Source organism: Arenibacter sp. F26102 (assembly GCF_023015865.1).
Lineage (GTDB): Bacteria > Bacteroidota > Bacteroidia > Flavobacteriales > Flavobacteriaceae > Arenibacter.
On the sequence record NZ_JALKBC010000001.1, the window covers coordinates 70,038 to 88,861 of the forward strand.

The 18,824-nt window shown below is 38.0% G+C and carries 13 protein-coding genes; 9 read left to right on the plus strand and 4 right to left on the minus strand.

The features are described 5' to 3' along the window. Positions 1 to 324 precede the first annotated feature (324 nt). Together MWU78_RS00235 and MWU78_RS00240 are read right to left on the minus strand one after the other, a co-directional pair. Positions 325 to 2,412, minus strand: a complete 2,088-nt coding sequence (locus MWU78_RS00235) for a PorP/SprF family type IX secretion system membrane protein (protein ID WP_246993848.1) — start codon at positions 2,410 to 2,412, stop codon at positions 325 to 327. Between the two features lie 6 nt (positions 2,413 to 2,418). Next, complete coding sequence (locus MWU78_RS00240; RefSeq protein ID WP_246993850.1) at positions 2,419 to 4,686, minus strand: gliding motility-associated C-terminal domain-containing protein; 2,268 nt, start codon at positions 4,684 to 4,686, stop codon at positions 2,419 to 2,421. A gap of 251 nt (positions 4,687 to 4,937) precedes the next feature. Between MWU78_RS00240 and MWU78_RS00245 the strand changes: the two genes are divergently transcribed. The 4 genes from MWU78_RS00245 to MWU78_RS00260 all read left to right on the plus strand — a co-directional run bounded on the left by MWU78_RS00245 (position 4,938) and on the right by MWU78_RS00260 (position 7,956). Next, the gene (locus MWU78_RS00245; RefSeq protein ID WP_246993853.1) at positions 4,938 to 6,623 is read left to right on the plus strand and encodes a glutamine--tRNA ligase/YqeY domain fusion protein; all 1,686 of its coding nucleotides are present in this window, start codon (positions 4,938 to 4,940) and stop codon (positions 6,621 to 6,623) included. Between the two features lie 425 nt (positions 6,624 to 7,048). Continuing rightward, positions 7,049 to 7,378, plus strand: coding sequence for a YtxH domain-containing protein (locus MWU78_RS00250; protein ID WP_246993856.1), 330 nt, complete (start codon positions 7,049 to 7,051; stop codon positions 7,376 to 7,378). An 11-nt stretch (positions 7,379 to 7,389) separates the two neighbouring features. Then, entirely contained in the window at positions 7,390 to 7,734 is a 345-nt protein-coding gene (locus MWU78_RS00255) for a phage holin family protein (RefSeq protein WP_246993858.1), read from the plus strand. A 6-nt stretch (positions 7,735 to 7,740) separates the two neighbouring features. Next, positions 7,741 to 7,956 carry a DUF6327 family protein gene (locus tag MWU78_RS00260; RefSeq protein WP_246993860.1) on the plus strand — a complete coding sequence of 72 codons (216 nt, stop codon included), beginning with the start codon at positions 7,741 to 7,743 and terminating at the stop codon, positions 7,954 to 7,956. A gap of 86 nt (positions 7,957 to 8,042) precedes the next feature. On the opposite strand, the gene MWU78_RS00265 is transcribed toward MWU78_RS00260, so the two are convergent. After that, positions 8,043 to 8,972: an SPFH domain-containing protein gene (locus tag MWU78_RS00265; protein WP_246993862.1), complete on the minus strand. Its 930-nt coding sequence runs from the start codon at positions 8,970 to 8,972 to the stop codon at positions 8,043 to 8,045. A 156-nt stretch (positions 8,973 to 9,128) separates the two neighbouring features. After that, positions 9,129 to 10,640: a glutamate--tRNA ligase gene (gene gltX, locus MWU78_RS00270; protein WP_246993864.1), complete on the minus strand. Its 1,512-nt coding sequence runs from the start codon at positions 10,638 to 10,640 to the stop codon at positions 9,129 to 9,131. A 152-nt stretch (positions 10,641 to 10,792) separates the two neighbouring features. Here gltX and MWU78_RS00275 point away from each other — a divergent pair, with 152 nt between their 5' ends. The 5 genes from MWU78_RS00275 (at position 10,793) to MWU78_RS00295 (ending at position 18,796) form a co-directional block, all read left to right on the plus strand. Beyond that, positions 10,793 to 14,215, plus strand: a complete 3,423-nt coding sequence (locus MWU78_RS00275; protein WP_246993866.1) for a hypothetical protein — start codon at positions 10,793 to 10,795, stop codon at positions 14,213 to 14,215. Continuing rightward, a complete protein-coding gene (gene ybeY / locus MWU78_RS00280) occupies positions 14,208 to 14,627 on the plus strand; it encodes an rRNA maturation RNase YbeY (protein ID WP_246993868.1) in 420 nt (139 codons plus the stop codon). The genes MWU78_RS00275 and ybeY overlap by 8 nt, the downstream gene beginning before the upstream one ends. Before the next feature lie 5 nt (positions 14,628 to 14,632). Continuing rightward, the gene (gene mnmG, locus MWU78_RS00285) at positions 14,633 to 16,501 is read left to right on the plus strand and encodes a tRNA uridine-5-carboxymethylaminomethyl(34) synthesis enzyme MnmG (protein ID WP_246993870.1); all 1,869 of its coding nucleotides are present in this window, start codon (positions 14,633 to 14,635) and stop codon (positions 16,499 to 16,501) included. 663 nt (positions 16,502 to 17,164) lie between these two features. Further along, positions 17,165 to 17,992, plus strand: coding sequence for a class I SAM-dependent methyltransferase (locus MWU78_RS00290; protein WP_246993872.1), 828 nt, complete (start codon positions 17,165 to 17,167; stop codon positions 17,990 to 17,992). A 297-nt stretch (positions 17,993 to 18,289) separates the two neighbouring features. After that, on the plus strand, positions 18,290 to 18,796 hold the full coding sequence (locus MWU78_RS00295) for an OmpH family outer membrane protein (RefSeq protein ID WP_246993874.1): 507 nt from the start codon (positions 18,290 to 18,292) through the stop codon (positions 18,794 to 18,796). Positions 18,797 to 18,824 lie beyond the last annotated feature (28 nt).

Genomic DNA, 18,824 nt, shown 5'->3' on the forward strand with positions numbered 1-18,824 from the left:
TTCCATAATTAGAATTACCGTTGTCTACCTTTTCAATCGCGGTGGAAAATTCACCTTGCTGATATTGGAAAATATTGGGATAAATTAATCTAGAGTAGAAAAGGGAAGACTATTTATAATGTGCTGTTAATGCCATTAATAGCTTTCTGTATTAATTTTCAAAATTTCTAAAATGTTTTAAGTGATAATCTGGATATTGATAGAAAACCTTTAATGAATTTGCTGTTCTTGTTTTGATCGGTTAAAAATATGAATCGATTATTTTCTGTTTATTGTGGTTTGCTTATTGAATTATTGAAAGGAACTTTTGATCTACATTTCTTTTTAGGTCAATTGTTTTGGTGCTACCTTCATAATCCACATCTTTTCGTTATAAGTATCGTTGATGTTTGAGTAATAGGAAACTAGTGCATTGTTCCAGGATTCGTGCCTTTTTAAATAAACATACCGATAATTATTTTCTGGGTTTATAAAGTAACTGGCACTTAAGCCTTGAGCATTTAACATTTTTACAAATCGATTGGCATTATTGGCACTGGCAAACACATTGGCGATAATATAGTAGCCAGTTCCCAGACCATTTATCTTGTATACCTTTGCGGTTGGGTCGTTGGAGGTAACATTATCTTTGACAACCACATTTTTCTGTAGTTTGTCCACAGCATATTTAGACGATTTTTCCTTTATTTTGTTAACGTTTTCCACATAGGCCTTATCTGCATCCGTGTAATTGGTGTTGTCAACATTCATAATCCACATGTCCTTGTTATATGATCCGTTTAAATTGGATTTATGGGCCGCCAAGGCTTCTTGCCATGTATCATACCTTTCCAGATATACATATTTAAGGCCATTGTTCGAATTTTCGAAATGGTCTGCCCTTACTCCGGAATTTGCAAGTTCTTCCACGAACTTGTTAAGATATTTTTCGCCTTTATATACATTGGCTACAACATAGTATCCGTCGGCCACGCCATCCAAGTTCCTAAATTTTCTGCTCTTAATATTGTTTTGTTGTGCAACCCTTGTAAACTCATCTATTTGGGTGTCCTCTGTCTTCGCCCTCGGGGTAATTTTGGTCTCCACTTCCCTAGTTACAATGGCATCCTTGGGTTTGGTAACGGAATTTATAATGTTCGGTTTATTTTCCTTTATAGTCGGTTTTGAATTGGCGACCAGGCCTCCGTTTTCATTATTTACCAAGTACATCTTCTTAGCTTTTTCCTCTATGTCAGGTCGCTTTCCCTGGGTTTCTTCCCTAACCATTCTCATAACCATTTCGAACCTGCGTTCCAAATCCTTTTGACGGTTGACTTCAGATGAATCCTGACGGAACATTAGCTCGGCCAAAATTTCATCATTTTCTGCCAAAGCCTTTTTAAGTTTTTCTATTTCCAGTTGTTGTGCGGTTAATTGCTCTTCTGGTTCTTCTTCGTTCTGCGCCAGTTCCTCGTAACCTTCTTCCAACATTACCCTATCTTCTGTAAGTGTTGGGGTTATGGAATAGGCAAATGATATTTCATGGGTAAGCCCAAAATTGTCAAAATTGTTGGACAATCCCTTTTCCATAGTATAACCTAAAGAAAGCCTGCGATTTATATTAAATCCTATACCGGCGGAAGCACCATAGAAACTATCGTATCCACCTTGTAACCAGCCTAATTTTGGCAGGTCTAGGATTAAACTTCCTCCCAACACTACCTCTTCAGCTCCAATTTTACGAACACGTGCCAACGGCATTAATCGCCCTTCTTCAAAGATACCGTCGCCGTTTTCAAACTGATGGGTATATTGTAAATGACCGGAAAATGTTTTATCCCCGAATTGGGTTATTGTTTCACTTGTCTTTAGGTTATAGTCAAATAGGTTTTCAGCGAATACACCAAAATCGAATTTTCCATAAGAAAGATTGAAGCCTGGTTGAAAAGATAGAAGGTTGGAATCCTGTAGTCCGTTTAGTGCGGGATCGTTTGGATCTAACGCGTTGGCCCTGTTCCTGTCAAAACCACTGTTGTAATAGGCAAGGTTGGCCCCAAATGTAAAATTACTTTTATCACTTAGTTTAATACCATAGGCATAGTTGGCCATAACCCCGTAGTTGGATATTAAACCTTCTCTCTGAGTATATAGGCTTAAACCTAGACCACTACGGTCATTAACCCTACCACTGTAACTTAGGAAATAGTCTTGGTTGTTATCATTAAAAGATACCGATTGGTTTCGGTGCAATAGGTTTATATAGGATTTGTCTTCCCTTACTGTGGAAAACGTAGGGTTTATTAGGAATCTATTAAATTTTAGGAGGTTCTGTGAAGGAACGTCGTAAGACACAAACGGACTTTCTTCCTGCCCTGTAACCTTGGTAAGGCAGAGTAGAAGGAAAAGTATATATAAGTAGTTTTTATTAAACATGGTATATTATCGTATTACTGTAATAGTTCCCTTTTTCAAGGTTTCCTTGGCATTTTTTATGGTGTAATAAAAGACCATATTTTGCTTTGGAAATTTCATGGTAGCCTCTGGCCAATTGTTTTGGTATTGTTTCTGACTAAGCACTTCCTCTCCCTTGTCGTTATAAATAATAACTGAAATATTGGGGTCTTTAGTATATGTATTGGGAATTATCCATTGGTCGTTAAAGCCATCACCATTGGCAGTGATTACATTTGGTATTCCGAATGTATCCTGAAAAGAGGCGGTGAACGATTTTGAAACCTCACAGTTGTTAATGGTCGCTGTTACCAAATAGCTTCCTTCCTGGGTTATGGAAACTGTGTCCGTATCACTGATTTGAACATTATTTTGGTCGTACCATTTGTAGCTTATAGCGCCACTGGCCGAAATTATTTTGCTGCCACCTTCTGGAAATACTACTTCGTTATTGGTTGTGCTTAGCGCTATCAATGAAGCGTCCAAGGGAGAAATAATTACTTCATTTGATTTAAGGTCGCATCCGTTTTTCTGTACTATCAATTGGTAGGTACCAGGTGTTGTAGCTGATAAGGATTCGCTCACCGTATTTAAATTTACGCCATCTTTATACCAATCATAGCTTTCACCGGTCAAGACGGTTGTTGTGGAAATATCAATAGTTTCGTTGGAATTACAGATAATACTACCGCTAGCCGAAATAGATAAAGTTTCGTTTGTCAACAAGCGTACCGTTAGGGAATTGGAGTTGGAATTGAAACTGTCCAAAGTGGCCTGAACTTTATATTCACCATTTTCGTTGGTGTTGGTTAAACTTATACTACTACCATTGGCACTTGGAATGTTGGCAGCATCTTTGGTCCACTGATAAGAAAAATTATTTTTTAAGTCTGCAGTAACATCTGTTTTGGAACCATCTGATAGCACTGCGTTAATGCTACTAACCTCTATAGCCACACTAGTATTAACGCAATCGGTATATTCTGTGGTGTAGTCTGTAATTATCTCAAAGGAATCCGGGTTAACTAAGGTAGTTGTTTCCGTATTCTTGGCAGCAGAGGTACAGACGCCACCACTTAATGTAATTTCTGCATAGTAAACACCTATTGCATTGGCCGTTAAAGTACTGTTTGTTTCACCTGATAGGGCAACATTGTCCTTATACCATTGATAGGTTACCGATCCAACATCTGATGAAGCAGCTAAATTTGCAGTTGCTCCGGGCAAAATAACCATGTTGGCAGGGTTATCCCTGGAAACAGTAAAGAGTCCGGCATTACTAATGCTTACCGTATTGGAGGTTTCTGTACAGATACCAGCACCCTGAATTTTAACGGAGTAGTCTCCTGGAAAATTGGCGTTATTGGTATCTATGGAATAGGTATAGGCACCTAAGGTACTTGGCTGGATAATTGTGGATCCCTTATACCAAGTGTAGTAAAGATCTGGATAGTTCATGTTTGCTTCAAGGGGCGCATAGCTTTGGCCTGAGCACAAAGCGGTTTCAGCAGGCGTGTTAAGGGCCAAACCTACACTGGATCCTATTTGAACCTCAATGGAGAGGGACTGGGTATTGGCAGAACCCGAACAGGTTGAACCGTAATCCAATTCCACAACATAGTAACCACTTTCAGTAACCTCAATCGAGGATCCACTTCCACTGCTGGTAAAGGGAGACGTATTTTTATACCAATTATACCGATAGGTTTCGGGATTGCTAACATTATAAACTTCCAATGTAGTGCTGCCGCCATCACAGAGTTGTATTTTTTGTGATGGTGGTGCTCCAGAGTCACCTACTTCCCTTATAGCAAGACTTGAATTAAAATCTATATAATACATTTCAAAAGCGTCGGAAACAGGACTTGTTTTGGCCGGACTGGTACTTCTTACCCTAAATCTGTAGGCATCTCCTCTTGTATCTGTGGGCAAAGAAAATTTAAATTCAAAATCAAAGTCCGAATTCTTGTCGGATACACTACTTAATTCCTTAGGAGCTGTAAATGAACCATTGGCATCAGATAGCTCCAAAACAAATTTATTGTCGCTATTGACAGAGGGTAACCACGTGAAATTTATATAATATTCATTAAATGTTGCGGATGCGCAGGCAGCGGTCCATACCGAATTTCCCGCTAAATTGGGGTTGTCGGCCGGAGTGGGTTTGTTCAATGTCTGGGCGGAAATGGAGTTTATACCCAACATCATAAATGTTAGAACGAAAATTAGTAGGTTATTTTTCTTGTTCGGGTTCATAAGATGTTGTAGTTAGGGGCTACTACCAGCATTTATTGTTGATAATTATCAGATAACTTTTTTCAAAAATTGGCAATACCTTGAGTTACAAAGTATCCAACCACAAATATGTCATATAATTATAATACTGAAAATTTAAAGTTGTAAGGACATTTAAATCTGTTGTGAAACCCACTTTATTGTATGGTATGCGTAAATAATAGTCTGCTTTCCCTGCAATTTCCGTACATTTGCGCATCAAAAAAGAGAATATGAGTGAAGCATCAAAATCGCTAAATTTTATTGAGCATATTGTAGAGGAAGATTTGGCCAATGGCTTTCCTAAGGATAAGCTTCGATTTAGATTTCCACCAGAGCCAAATGGTTATCTTCATATTGGACATGCAAGTTCTATATGCCTTAATTTCGGTTTGGGATTAAGATATCAGGCACCTGTTAATTTGCGTTTTGATGACACCAACCCGGCCAAAGAGGAGCAGGAATATGTGGATGCCATTAAAAAGGATGTTAAATGGCTTGGTTACGAATGGGATACTGAATGTTTTGCATCCGATTATTTTCAGCAGCTATACGATTGGGCCATAATGTTGATAAAAGAGGGAAAGGCCTATGTAGATAGCCAGTCCTCTGAGGAGATTGCCTCCCAAAAAGGAACACCTACTGAGGCAGGTACGCCTAGCCCATACAGGGAGCGCACTGTTGAAGAGAATCTGGAGTTGTTTAAGGGAATGCGCAATGGAAAGTTTAAGGAGGGAGAACATGTTTTAAGGGCTAAAGTAGATATGTCCTCTTCCAATATGTTGATGCGCGATCCAATTATGTACAGGATTTTATACAGAGCTCATCACAGAACAAATACCGATTGGTGTATTTATCCGATGTACGATTGGACCCATGGCGAGAGCGACTATATAGAACAGGTTTCGCATTCGTTATGTACCTTGGAATTTGCTATGCATAGGGAACTTTATGATTGGTTTTTGGATCAGGTAGTGGACCAAGATCTTGTACGGCCCAAACAAAGGGAGTTTGCAAGAAGAAACTTTAGTCACACCGTTGTGAGCAAACGAAAGTTGCTTCAATTGGTGGAACAAGGATTTGTTAGTGGTTGGGATGACCCAAGAATGCCTACCATCTCCGGATTGAGAAGAAGGGGTTATACACCGGAGTCCATTAGAAATTTTGCAGATACAATTGGTATTGCCAAAAGGGATAATGTGGTTGATGTTTCCTTGTTGGAATTTCATGTTCGGGAACATTTAAATAAAATTGCGCCTAGGGTAATGGGCGTATTAAATCCGTTAAAAGTAGTGTTGACCAATTATCCCGAAGGGAAAGAAGAATGGTTGGAGGCAGAAAACAACCAGGAAGACGAGGAAGCAGGGTTTAGAAAATTACCATTTTCGAGGGAATTGTACATTGAGCAGGAAGATTTTTTAGAGGAGGCCAATAGAAAATTCTTTAGATTAAAACTTGGAGGCGAGGTGCGCCTTAAGAATGGGTATATAATAAAGGCGGAATCTTGCACAAAAGATACCGATGGGAATATTGTTGAAGTTCAGTGTACCTATGATCCCAAAAGTAGAAGTGGAAGCGGTACGGAAGAAAGTTTGAGAAAAGTAAAGGGTACCTTGCATTGGGTTTCTGTAAAACACGCTTTGAAAGCTGAGGTTAGGTTGTATGATCGTCTATTTACAGATGAGACACCCGATTCGCATAAGGATAAGAATTTCCTTGATTTCATAAACCCGGATTCCCTACAGATAATCTCTGCTTATGTGGAGCCAAGTTTGGCCGAGGGAAATATTGGGGATATATTCCAATTTCAACGTATGGGATATTTTAATATCGATAAGGAGAGCAAACCCAATAAATTGGTTTTTAATAGAACGGTCGGATTAAGGGATACCTGGGCGAAAATTCAGGAAAAAAAGTAGCATAAATTTAGTTGATACCTTTTGATATAACAATTGGTATTTTCTATAAAAAACGGATTCCACAGCTCTTATTTGCTGTGGTTTTTTTTTGAGCCAAGGTAAATCCATCCCATGTATTTTTTTGTTCTTTACAAGGTCTTATTTCGGATTTAGTCTAAAAAATGGTCCATCATGGCTATTTAGGTCAAAAGTTTGTTGGATAGTGGCAATGCAAAGTTATCCCTCATCTTAATTTTGAACTATTAACAAATACTTCATATCTTAAAGAAGAATTTATTCCAATATGGATTTTAGAACCTGGGGAATTTCCTTATGCTATCAGGACGTTTTTTATTGAACTGGTTATTATCAGACAAAGGTTTATTTTGGATGTAATTTAATTTGAAAAAAAGAAATAGGAATTAATAACAATAAAAAGAATAATTATGACAAACGAAAGTGGAAATACATTGTTGGCTTTGCTAACAGGTGCTGCAATTGGTGCCGGAATAGGAATATTATATGCTCCTGATAAAGGGACCAAAACCAGAAAAAGGATTAAGAAAAAAGCTATGGAAACATCGGATGAGCTAAGTAGTAGAATATCCCTTGCAAAAGAAGAGCTGACAAAAACGGCCGAGGCCAAGAAGATTGATTTTGATCAAAAATTGGAGGAGACCATCTCCAATATGAGCTATAAGGCAGACGATATTATATCCGCTCTTGAAAAAAAGTTGGCCGACCTGAAAGTAAAGAACGCACAACTACAGAAGTAAAGGAAAGTTAGATGGCTTTAGAGGATATAAAAGAAAGTTTTACACAAGTTGATAATGATGTTAGGTCATATTTAGAAAATACTGGTGAGTATTATAAACTTCAGTTGTTGAAAATTACAATGCGGAGCATTACTACCTTTGCCAAGGTCTTGATGGTTGGTAGTATTGCGTTACTTGCTCTGTTTATGTTATCCTTTGCAGCTGCATATGGCATTGGCCTTTGGTTGGAAAATACTTTCTTGGGGTTCTTGTTTATAGGGTTATTTTACGTTGTTATTGGTGGGATTTGTTATCTATACCGACATAAATTGGATAAACCCATGTTGAAGAATTTTTCTAAATATTATTTTGATTAACTAGTTATGGCAGTACCTTCATTTAATTCCTTTGAGGAAATAGACCAAAAGTTGAGAATTCTAAAATTACAGAGAGCTATTGATAAGGAGCAGCTTAAAGGGCACCTTAATAATGCAAAATCCAGTTTGTATCCTACCAGGTTATTGGGAGGGTTTGGAGGTATAACCAAAAAATTGATTATTTCCTTTGTGGCCAATAAAATTTTAAAGAAGCTTAGTTAGTTTCATCTTTTATGTAAAGAAAAACCTTTTACTACTTGTTAAACAGAAGTGGTAAAAGGTTTTTGCTTTAGAAAATAAATGGTCGACTATTTGGTGTCTTTCTTTTTATTTTGCGTTTTCATAGATTCTCCGATCATATTACTGGCTGTAAAAGAGGCTACCATGTTATTAAGCATGTCGCTTCCGGCCTGTGGTGAGTTGGGCAACAGTATTAAATTGGTGTTGGTAGCTTCCCCTATGGACTGTAGGGTATCATAATGTTGTGTAACGACGATTAGGGCAGAGGCCTCCTGTGAATTTATACCCACTTTGTTCAATACTTCCACAGATTCCTCCAATCCACGGGCAATTTCCCTTCTCTGATCGGCAATACCTTGTCCCTGTAACCTTTTGCTTTCTGCTTCGGCTTTTGCTTTTTCTACGATGAGGATACGAGCTGCATCTCCTTCAAATTGGGCAGCAATTTTTTCCCTTTCAGAGGCATTTATACGGTTCATGGCTTCTTTCACCTGTGCATCCGGATCTATATCCGTTACCAGTGTTTTAATAATATCATACCCGTAGTCCAACATCGCATCTTGAAGCTCGGTTTTAACGGCTATTGCGATATCATCCTTTTTTACGAATACATCATCCAATTTCATTTTCGGAACTTCGGCACGTACTACATCAAATACATAAGATGTAATTTGATCATGTGGATATTCCAATTGATAAAAAGCTTCGTAGACTTTATTTTTTAGTACAACGTATTGTACAGAGATTTTAAGTTTTACAAAAACATCGTCCAATGTCTTGGTCTCAACAATTACATCCAATTGTTGAATTTTTAACCCAACGCGGGCCACAATGCGGTCTACAAGCGGAATTTTCATTCCTAAACCGGAAGTACGTACACTATTAAATTTTCCAAAACGCTCAATAATAACTGCGGTTTGTTGCTTAACAGTAAAGAAAGAAGAAAAAAGAACAATAAGACCGAATAATATTAACGGTATTAGTAAAAATGAACCCATGATTAAGTGTTTAAAATTAGTTAATGAATTTACAAAAGACTTTGCAGATATGTCGCTTTTTAGTCCAAGATGTTACATTTTCAATTTCATGGCCTTGGAGTCTTTTTCTTAATGGGCTTTCAAATCTTACCTTATTGTAATGTTGAAAGTAATGGTCTACAAAACGGAAATAGCTGTTTTAATTCTGTCCATGCAATCCTTCTTGCCAATTAATGCTATAATGTCGAATATATGTGGTCCTTTCATCTCACCAACAATTACTAAGCGTAAGGGGGGCATTACCTTTCCAAAGGATAGTTCATTATCCGTAATCCATGCCTTCACTTGATTTTCAAGATTTTCAGAGGAAAAATCATCTATACCCTCAATTAGCGTTAACAATTGCGTCATTATGGCGGCACTGTCTTCCTTCCATTGCTTTTTTACCGCCTTTTCATCGTAGTTGGTTGGTGCAACAAAGAAATAATTCCCTAACTCCCAAAGATCTTTTACAAAGGTTGCACGTTCCTTTATTAGGCTTACTACTTCTTTGATATAGTTAGCATTATCCTTTTCTTGTGGTAAAGGAATACCCCTGTTTTGCAAGTTCAACATAAATGCATTGGCCAGTTCGGCATTGTCCTGGGTCTGCATATAATGTTGATTGTACCATTTGGTTTTGTCCGGATCAAATCGTGCTCCGGATTTGTTTACTCTTTCTAAGCTGAAGGCTGCTACCAGTTCATCAAGTGTAAAGATTTCTTGTTCCGTACCAGGATTCCACCCCAACAATGCCAAGAAGTTGGTAACTGCTTCTGGAAAATAGCCTTCTTCGCGATATCCAACGGAATCCTCCCAAGTAAGTGGAAAGACAGGGAAGCCCATTTTTGCGCCGTCCCTTTTACTTAGCTTGCCTTTTCCTACCGGTTTCATTATCAACGGCAAATGTGCAAACTGGGGTGCTTCCCAACCAAAGGCATCATATAATTGCTGGTGAAGAGCTAATGAAGGTAACCATTCTTCACCGCGTATAACGTGGCTAATCTGCATTAAATGGTCGTCAACTATGTTGGCCAAATGATAGGTTGGCATTCCATCGCTCTTAAACAAAACCTTGTCGTCTAAGGTATTGGTATCTATTCTAATGTCACCCCTAATAATATCGTGAAGCTGTAATACGCAGTCTTGAGGGGTTTTAAAGCGTATAACAAAATCCTCTCCTGCTTCCAATTTGGCCTTTGTTTCAGCAGGACTTAAGGAAAGGGAGTTGGAGAGTTTTAGGCGGTTGTGGTAATTGTAGATAAAAGTTTTCCCCTTTTCTTCGTGGTCCTTTCTATGAAAATCCAGCTTTTCACTTGTATCAAATGCATAATAGGCATGTCCGTTCTCAATAAGGGTATCTGCATATTTTTTATATAGATCTTTTCTATTGCTTTGTCGGTATGGACCAAAACCACCATCTTTTCCAGGACCTTCATCGTAAGGTATATTACACCAGTTTAGGGCGTCTATTATATATTGCTCGGCACCCTCAACGTAACGATTTTGATCTGTGTCCTCTATACGCAATATGAAATCCCCATTGTGTTTTTTGGCAAATAAATAATTGAAGAGAGCGGTACGAACACCGCCAATATGTAATGGCCCTGTTGGGCTAGGAGCAAAACGAACGCGTACTTTCTTGGTCATTGTATTAATTTTTGCCCAAAGATACATAAAGCGTTCTATTTGGTTAAGTGGTTTTTACTGCATTGAGTCTATTGGGCTTTTTTGTATCTTGGTTCTAAATATGTTGGATTTTGGAGAATTATAAAAATATATTGGATAAGCTTAATCGCTTCATGGCAAAGTTTTATACCAAGATGTTGCTTAAGGGTGTAATTCTTTTTTTGACCTTGGGTGTGCTTTTCTTTTTTTTCGTTCTGGGTGTAGAGTATTATTTATGGTTGAATTCTACAGGAAGGTTTATTCTCTTTCTTTTGTTTGTTTTGATAGAATTGTTTTTGGTTTGGAAATTTATTCTCATTCCCTTGTCATTCTTATTTAAATGGAAACGTGGATTAAGTAATAAGGAGGCTTCCCTGCTTATTGGAATATATTTTCCGGAGGTTGATGACAAATTGTATAATTTGTTGGATTTGGCCGAGAGTGATTCTAAATCGGAGCTGTTATTGGCTAGTATTCAGCAGCGCTCAACAAGCCTCGGGATGGTACCATTTGTTAAGGCAATCAATTTTAAGGATAATTTTAGGTATGTAAAGTATTTATTAATTCCGTTTGGTATTTTTTGTTTAATATGGGTTTCAGGTGATATTGTTTCGTACTTCAGTTCATATAAAAGGGTGGTAAATTATGATTTGGCCTATGAACCTCCTGCGCCTTTTAGCTTTATATTGGCTAATGCTGATCTAAATGTTTTGGACAATGAACCAACGACTCTATTGGTGACTACCGAAGGTCGTATCAGGCCGGAAACTATGTCTATTGTAATTAATGGTAAGGAATTGCTTTTGCAGTTTAAAGATGGCTTTTATCAATACCTTTTTACGCCGCCACTGCGGAGTACACCTTTTTATTTCTTGGCAAATGGCGTTAGATCGAAGGAATATTTTTTAAATGTTCTTCAAACTCCTGCCATAGTGGATTTTGATATGGTAATGGATTATCCGGATTATACAAACAAAAAGGATGAGGTTATTAGGAGTACTGGAAACGCGGTTTTTCCGGAAGGTACAGAGGTTTTATGGAGAATTGGCACCAAGGCTACGGAAGAGGTAATTTTTCATGCCAAGGATAGTTCGGAAATCTTTAAGAGGTCCAACGATCGTTTCACCTTTTCTAAAAGGATATTTTCTGATTTCGATTACGAATTGTCTACTTCCAATAGCAATATTAGGGATTACGAGAGATTGGGTTATCGGTTTACCGTGGTTAGGGATGCTTATCCTAGTCTGCGGGTTAATCAAGTGTTGGATTCCTTAAATCCAAACGTGTCTTATTATGTAGGAGAGGCTACTGATGATTACTTATTAAGCACGGTTAGATTGGTTTATTATAGAAAAGGGGAGGAAGATAGGAAGGTTTTGGAGTTGTCCAGGCCAAATTTGAATTACGATAAATTTTACTACACTTTTCCCTCTGGTTTGGATTTGGTGGAGGGAGTCACTTATGATTTTTATTTTGAGGTGGTAGATAATGATGCTATTCACAAGGGTAAAGTAACTAAGAGTCAGGTGTTTAGCTCTACTATGTTTGATGATAATCAATTGAAAAACAAGGAGTTAGAATTTCAAAGGTCGGTTTTGAGCAGTTTGGATAAGTCTTTGGAGAAATCTAAAAATCAACAAGAAACTTTAAAGGATTTGACCAAGGAACAAAAGGAGAATAGTAGTTTAAGTTTTTCCGATCAGAATAGAATTAAGGATTTTTTAAAACAACAGCAACAGCAGGAGGAGTTGATGAAAAAGTTCAGTAGTCAGCTAAAGGATAATCTTAAAAAGACCAATGATGATAGCAGGTTAAATAAGTTGCTCCAAGAGCGGATTGAGCGACAGGAGTTGGAGGCTAAAAAGAATGAGAAATTATTGGAGGAGTTGAATAGGATAGCTGAGAAGTTGGATAAGGAAGATTTGGCCAGGCGCTTGGAAGAGTTGGGTAAGCGGCAGAAGAATGGTGATCGTAATTTGGAACAGCTCTTGGAGCTTACCAAACGGTATTATATACAGCAGAAATCGGAACAGTTGGGCAACGAATTAATAAAGTTGGCAGATCGACAATTGTCATTGATTTCAGAGGAATTTGATAGGAAGAGGGCCATATTGAAAGAGGAACAGAATAAATTAGGTTCAGATTTTGATCGGGTATCTAAGGAATTGGATGAGTTGAGAAAAGATAATGCTAGTTTGAAGAAGCCTATGGGTTTGAAGATTGATAGGAACCAAATCGAGGCAATCAGGCGGGAACTTGAGGAGGCTTTGGAAGAGATTGGCAAACAGCTTAAATCCGAAGATGGTGTCGAGGATAAGCAGCTCTCGGAAAAAGGCAAATCCAAACAAAAGTCTGCTGCTGGTAAGATGAAAGAAATGGCGGAAGATTTAATGCAATCAGGCTCTAGTTCGGGGGGTGGTTCCTCTGAAGCAGAGGATGCCGAGGTATTGCGGCAGTTGTTGGATAATTTAATTACTTTTTCTTTTAAGCAAGAGAGTTTATATAATAGTTTGGGACAATCCGATATTTCGAGTACTGTTAATTCGGGTAGTATTAGGAAGCAACGGGAATTGAGGGAATTGTTCAAACATGTTGATGATAGTTTATTTGCTTTATCCTTAAGGCAGGCGGAGATGACCGAATTTGTAAATGAGCAGATAGGTGAGGTGTATTATAATTTGGATAGGGCATTGGAAAGTATGGCAGAGAGTGAGATGTATCAAGGGGCTTCATATCAGAAATATGTTTTAAATGCCTCTAATAGTCTTTCAGATTTTTTGGCCATTGTTTTGGATAATATGCAGCAGAATATGAGTATGGGTTCTGGTAAAGGAAAAGGGGAAGGATTTCAATTACCTGATATCATTATGGGTCAGGAGAAATTGGGCGAGAAGTTGGGGGAGATGGGTAAGAAGGGATCTAATGGAAATGATCCAGGTGAAGGTGAGGAAGGTGAAGCAAATGGAAATAAGCAGGGGAAAAATGGGAATAGTGGCAAAGAAGGTGAGGGTCAGGGAGGTGAAGAGGGTAGCAATGGAAAAGAAGGTAAGGGCAAGGGCAGTGGCGGGTCCAAAGGTGAAGAAGAAGGAGTTGGTGGTGAAGGTGGTTCTAGCGGTAGTCAAGGAGGTCCTAGTGAAGAGGAGTTAAATGAAATTTATGAAATTTACAAGGAACAACAAACTTTGCGGGAACAACTCGAGAATCATTTAAAGGACCTGATTGATAATGATGATCGTAAGATAGGGGAGAAATTGGTGAGGCAGATGGAAGATTTTCAGAATGACTTATTAAGGAATGGTGTTACTCAGCAAAGCCTTAGTAAGATGAATAATATTAACCGGGAAATGTTGAAATTAGAAAATGCTGCTCTTAAACAGGGGAAATCGGAGAAAAGGGAGAGCAATAGAGCTAATGATATGTTTCAGAACCCAATACTTACTAAACCCTCAATATTAGAGAATTATCGTAATGAGGTGGAGATTTTAAACAGACAAGCATTACCTTTGCAGCAAAATTTTCAAATTAAGGTTAAGGAATATTTTAGAATTGATGATTGATTTTCATTACGAGGCAGATTTTGTTATAGAAGATGAAGGCAGGTTTGCCGATTGGATTAGTAGGTTAGTGGTATCTGAGGGCCGTAGTCATAGTCAGTTGGATTTTATCTTTTGTAATGATGAGTATCTATTGAAGATTAATCAGGATTATCTAAATCATGATACATATACAGATATTATTACTTTTCCTTATGAGGATTTAAACGGACTCGCCGGAGATATTTTTATTTCGGTTGAACGTGTCAGGGATAATGCTTCTGATTTTGGTGTGGAGTTCGATACTGAATTGAAGCGGGTAATGGCTCATGGAGTGCTACACCTTATAGGTTACGGTGACAAGAGTGAGGATGAGGCCTTGTTGATGAGGTCTAAAGAAGATGAAAAAATTAAATTGTTCCACGTGGAACATTAGAAATTATGTTTGAAAAGGAATATGATGTTATAGTAGTCGGTGCCGGTCATGCTGGTGCTGAAGCTGCGGCTGCGGCTGCCAACCTTGGGTCTAAGACCCTTTTGGTTACAATGAATTTACAGACTATTGGACAAATGTCCTGTAATCCTGCCATGGGTGGAATTGCAAAGGGTCAAATTGTGCGCGAGATTGATGCACTTGGTGGCTATAGTGGAATAGTAAGTGACAAAAGCGCTATACAATTCAAGATGCTTAATAAAAGCAAGGGTCCGGCTATGTGGAGTCCTAGGACCCAAAATGACAGGATGCGTTTTGCGGAAGAGTGGAGAATGGCTTTGGAAAATACACCTAATGTTGATTTTTATCAGGAGATGGTGTCTGGGCTTTTAGTGGAAAATGGGCGTGCTGTAGGTGTGAAAACATCGCTTGGAATCGACATTAAATCTAAGTCCGTTGTGCTTACTAATGGCACTTTTTTAAACGGCTTAATTCATATAGGAGACAAACAATTTGGTGGGGGTAGAGCGGGAGAAAAGGCCGCTACAGGAATTACCGAACAATTGGTGGGATTGGGTTTTGAAAGTGGAAGAATGAAGACCGGAACACCTCCTAGGGTGGATGGTCGTTCCTTGGATTATTCTTTAATGATTCCACAGCCAGGGGATGAAATTCCTGAGAAGTTTTCATATTCGGACACAAAGGCGCTTACTAAGCAACGGGATTGTTATATGTCCCATACGAGTCTTTTGGTTCACGATTTGCTAAGAGAGGGGTTCGATCGTTCTCCCATGTTTAATGGTAGGATCAAAAGTACGGGACCAAGATACTGTCCGTCTATTGAGGATAAGATCAATCGGTTTGCGGATAAGGATAGTCATCAACTGTTTGTAGAACCTGAGGGGTGGAATACGGTGGAGGTGTACGTGAATGGGTTTTCTACTTCCTTGCCAGAGGATGTTCAATATAAAGCGTTGAAATCTGTAAAAGGATTTGAAAATGTCAAGTTTTTTCGACCGGGTTATGCCATTGAATATGATTATTTTCCACCTACGCAATTGAAGCATACTTTGGAGACAAAGCTTATTGATAACTTGTATTTTGCTGGTCAGATAAATGGTACAACCGGATACGAGGAGGCTGCTTCCCAAGGGTTGATGGCTGGGATAAATGCCCATTTAAAAATTAATGAAAAGGAGCCTTTTATTCTTAATAGGGACGAAGCATATATTGGAGTTTTGGTGGATGATCTTATTACGAAAGGTACGGAAGAGCCATATCGTATGTTTACTTCCAGGGCAGAATATAGGACCTTATTGCGCCAGGATAATGCCGATTTAAGACTTACTCCCAGGAGTTTTGAAATGGGCTTGGCTTCAAAGGATAGGCTAGAAAAGATGGAGGAGAAGGAGCGTAAATCAAGTGCTTTTGTAGAATTCTTTAGAGAGACTAGTTTCAAGCCCGAACAGATAAACCCTATTTTGGAAGAGTTGGATTCGTCTACAGTTAAGCAACCTGATAAAATGTTTAAAGTGTTTTCTAGGCCCAAAGTAACCATGGAGCATATGATGCAATTGGAAGGTGTTTCTGAGTTTGTTTCAGATAATAATTTGGATCGAGAGATAATGGAGCAGGCGGAAATTCAGGTTAAATATTCTGGTTATATCGCCAAGGAAAAGAACAATGCTGATAAATTACAGCGACTTGAAAACATAAAAATTCCAAAGGGATTTGATTACAGTAAACTGAAGTCACTGTCCTATGAGGCACGGGAAAAGCTTAAGGCAATACAGCCAGTTACTATTTCCCAAGCTTCTAGAATAAGTGGGGTTTCGCCAAGTGATATTAGCGTTTTGCTGGTTTATATGGGCCGATAATTTTTTATTCTATTTTAATGTTCCACGTGGAACATTAATAAACTGAATGTGTTCTTAGGGCTTTTTAAGGCCTTATATTCTAATTTTATATAAAGGGTGTTTGCACTATTTGATGGGCAGATACCCTTTTTTGTGGCTTAGTTTTTGTGGCCAAATATGAAATCAATTGGCTGTAGGTTGATACATCTAGAAGGGATTTTTGGGCGGATATTTTTGGCCTTAAAACTAAACTACTATTTGTTTTTGGATTCGAATTGGGTTAGTTAAATAAATTTTCAAAAGAATAGAAAATCGACTGTAGGTGTGCTTTTTAATTTTACTGTTTCGGGAAATTTTACTGTTATAACTATTTATTTATATAGGTGGATATTTTAATGGGTGCTTGCAGTTTTGTTGTATTAAGTAAATTGTTATTTATTAATATAGATTAGCTTGTTTCTGGGTCAAATGATTTTTGGGTCGAAACTTCAATCTTCTTCTTTCTCAAATATGGATATTACTTCTTATGATATAAAGAGGGATTGATTACAAATAGGATATCATTTTGTAATTGGAGTAGGGATGCCGTTAAAGAATAATGTTATTTAAAATTCACTTTCATGAACTACTGTTTTAAAGTATCTTCGTTGCTTCGTGTATTTATAATTATCCGCATCTTATACCATGAAGCTGTATTTAGAGACTAAAGATTACACCCTTACCGGAGAGTCGTTTCAATTGTTGCACGATCCTGTATTGGATATGTTGGTGACGAAACCACAACCTAAAGATCTTAGTAAATATTATGATAGTGAAGATTATATTTCACATACGGACTCTAAGAAATCCTTAGTGGATAAGATCTATCAAACTGTAAAGGGATACAATCTAAAAAGTAAACTTGCACTTATTGATTCCTATAGTTCTAAAGAAAGAACGCTATTGGATGTAGGAGCAGGCACTGGGGATTTTTTAGCAGTAGCGAGAAAGCAGGGCTGGGAAATTTTTGGGGTTGAACCTAGTGTGCTGGCAAAACACAAAGCTAAGGAAAAGGATATCGAGCTATTTGAAGATTTGGATGCGCTACCACAGAAAAAATTCGAGGTAATAACCCTATGGCATGTTCTGGAGCATTTGCCAAATTTGGATGAACAGATATCCAAGTTGGTAGGACTCCTATCTGATTCGGGAACGCTTATTGTTGCCGTTCCCAATTTTAAATCCTACGATGCTGTTTACTACAAACAATTTTGGGCAGCGTTCGATGTTCCTCGACATCTATGGCATTTTTCTAGGAATAGTATTAAGAACATCTTTGGGAATCATGGGATGAAAGTGGTAAAGATCAAACCTATGTTATTTGATGCTTTTTATGTTTCTCTGCTTTCTGAAAAATATAAGACGGGTAGACAGAATTTTGCAAAGGCGCTTTGGTCAGGATTTAAGTCGAATTTGTCTGCCTTTAGGTCCAAAGAGTATTCTTCCCTGATATACATTATTAAAAGGCGCTAATACTTGTTTTAAGGGGCTCTGCGAAAGTTACACCTCCATTGTCCTCTCGTAGTATTCCCACTTTAAGAAAGACGCTGTCAGCAGCATTAACTGCTCCATTTATGATAGATATCGATTATGAAAAGATAAATTGGTATAAAGTTTATCTATAGATGCTAAAAGATGGTTTTCGTGTTCAGTGTTCGAAGAACAAGGGAAGTGTTGGCCTATAATATTGTGTTCTAATGTTTGACAACAATTTTTGACTTATTCTAGAAAACCTTTTCTATTTTTGCCAAAATTTAAATTAAACAGAAAATGAAAAAATTAGTTTTGGCACTGGTATTTATCGGAACAATATCTTGCCAACAGGAAAAGATAGCTTTCGTTGATAATGTGAAGTTGATGGATACCTATCAAGAGAAAATTGATATTGAAGCTAAATTTAAAACGAGAACCGAAACTTTTGGTAAAAAGAGGGATAGTATTTCCCAAGCTTTTCAAGTGGAGGCCCAAGCATTCCAAGCTAAGGCTCAAAAAATGGCACAGGCCAAGGCACAAGAGGAGTATGGTCAGTTGCAACAACGTAGTCAGTTTATAGGTCAGCAGTTGCAACAGGAAGAGCAGCAGTTGCAAATGCAAGGTCAGACTGAGATGGATAGCCTGGTGTCTAAAGTAAAAGAGGAAATCAAAGCTTACGGGGAATCAAATGGATACTCTTTTATTTTAACCGGAGGAGACGGAGGAAGTGTTCTTTATGGAACTGAATCCCATAATGTAACCGATGCCATAGTTAAAATTTTGAACGATAATTACAAGAAGTAAAACTTTATTCAATAGTCCTTAGGGACAA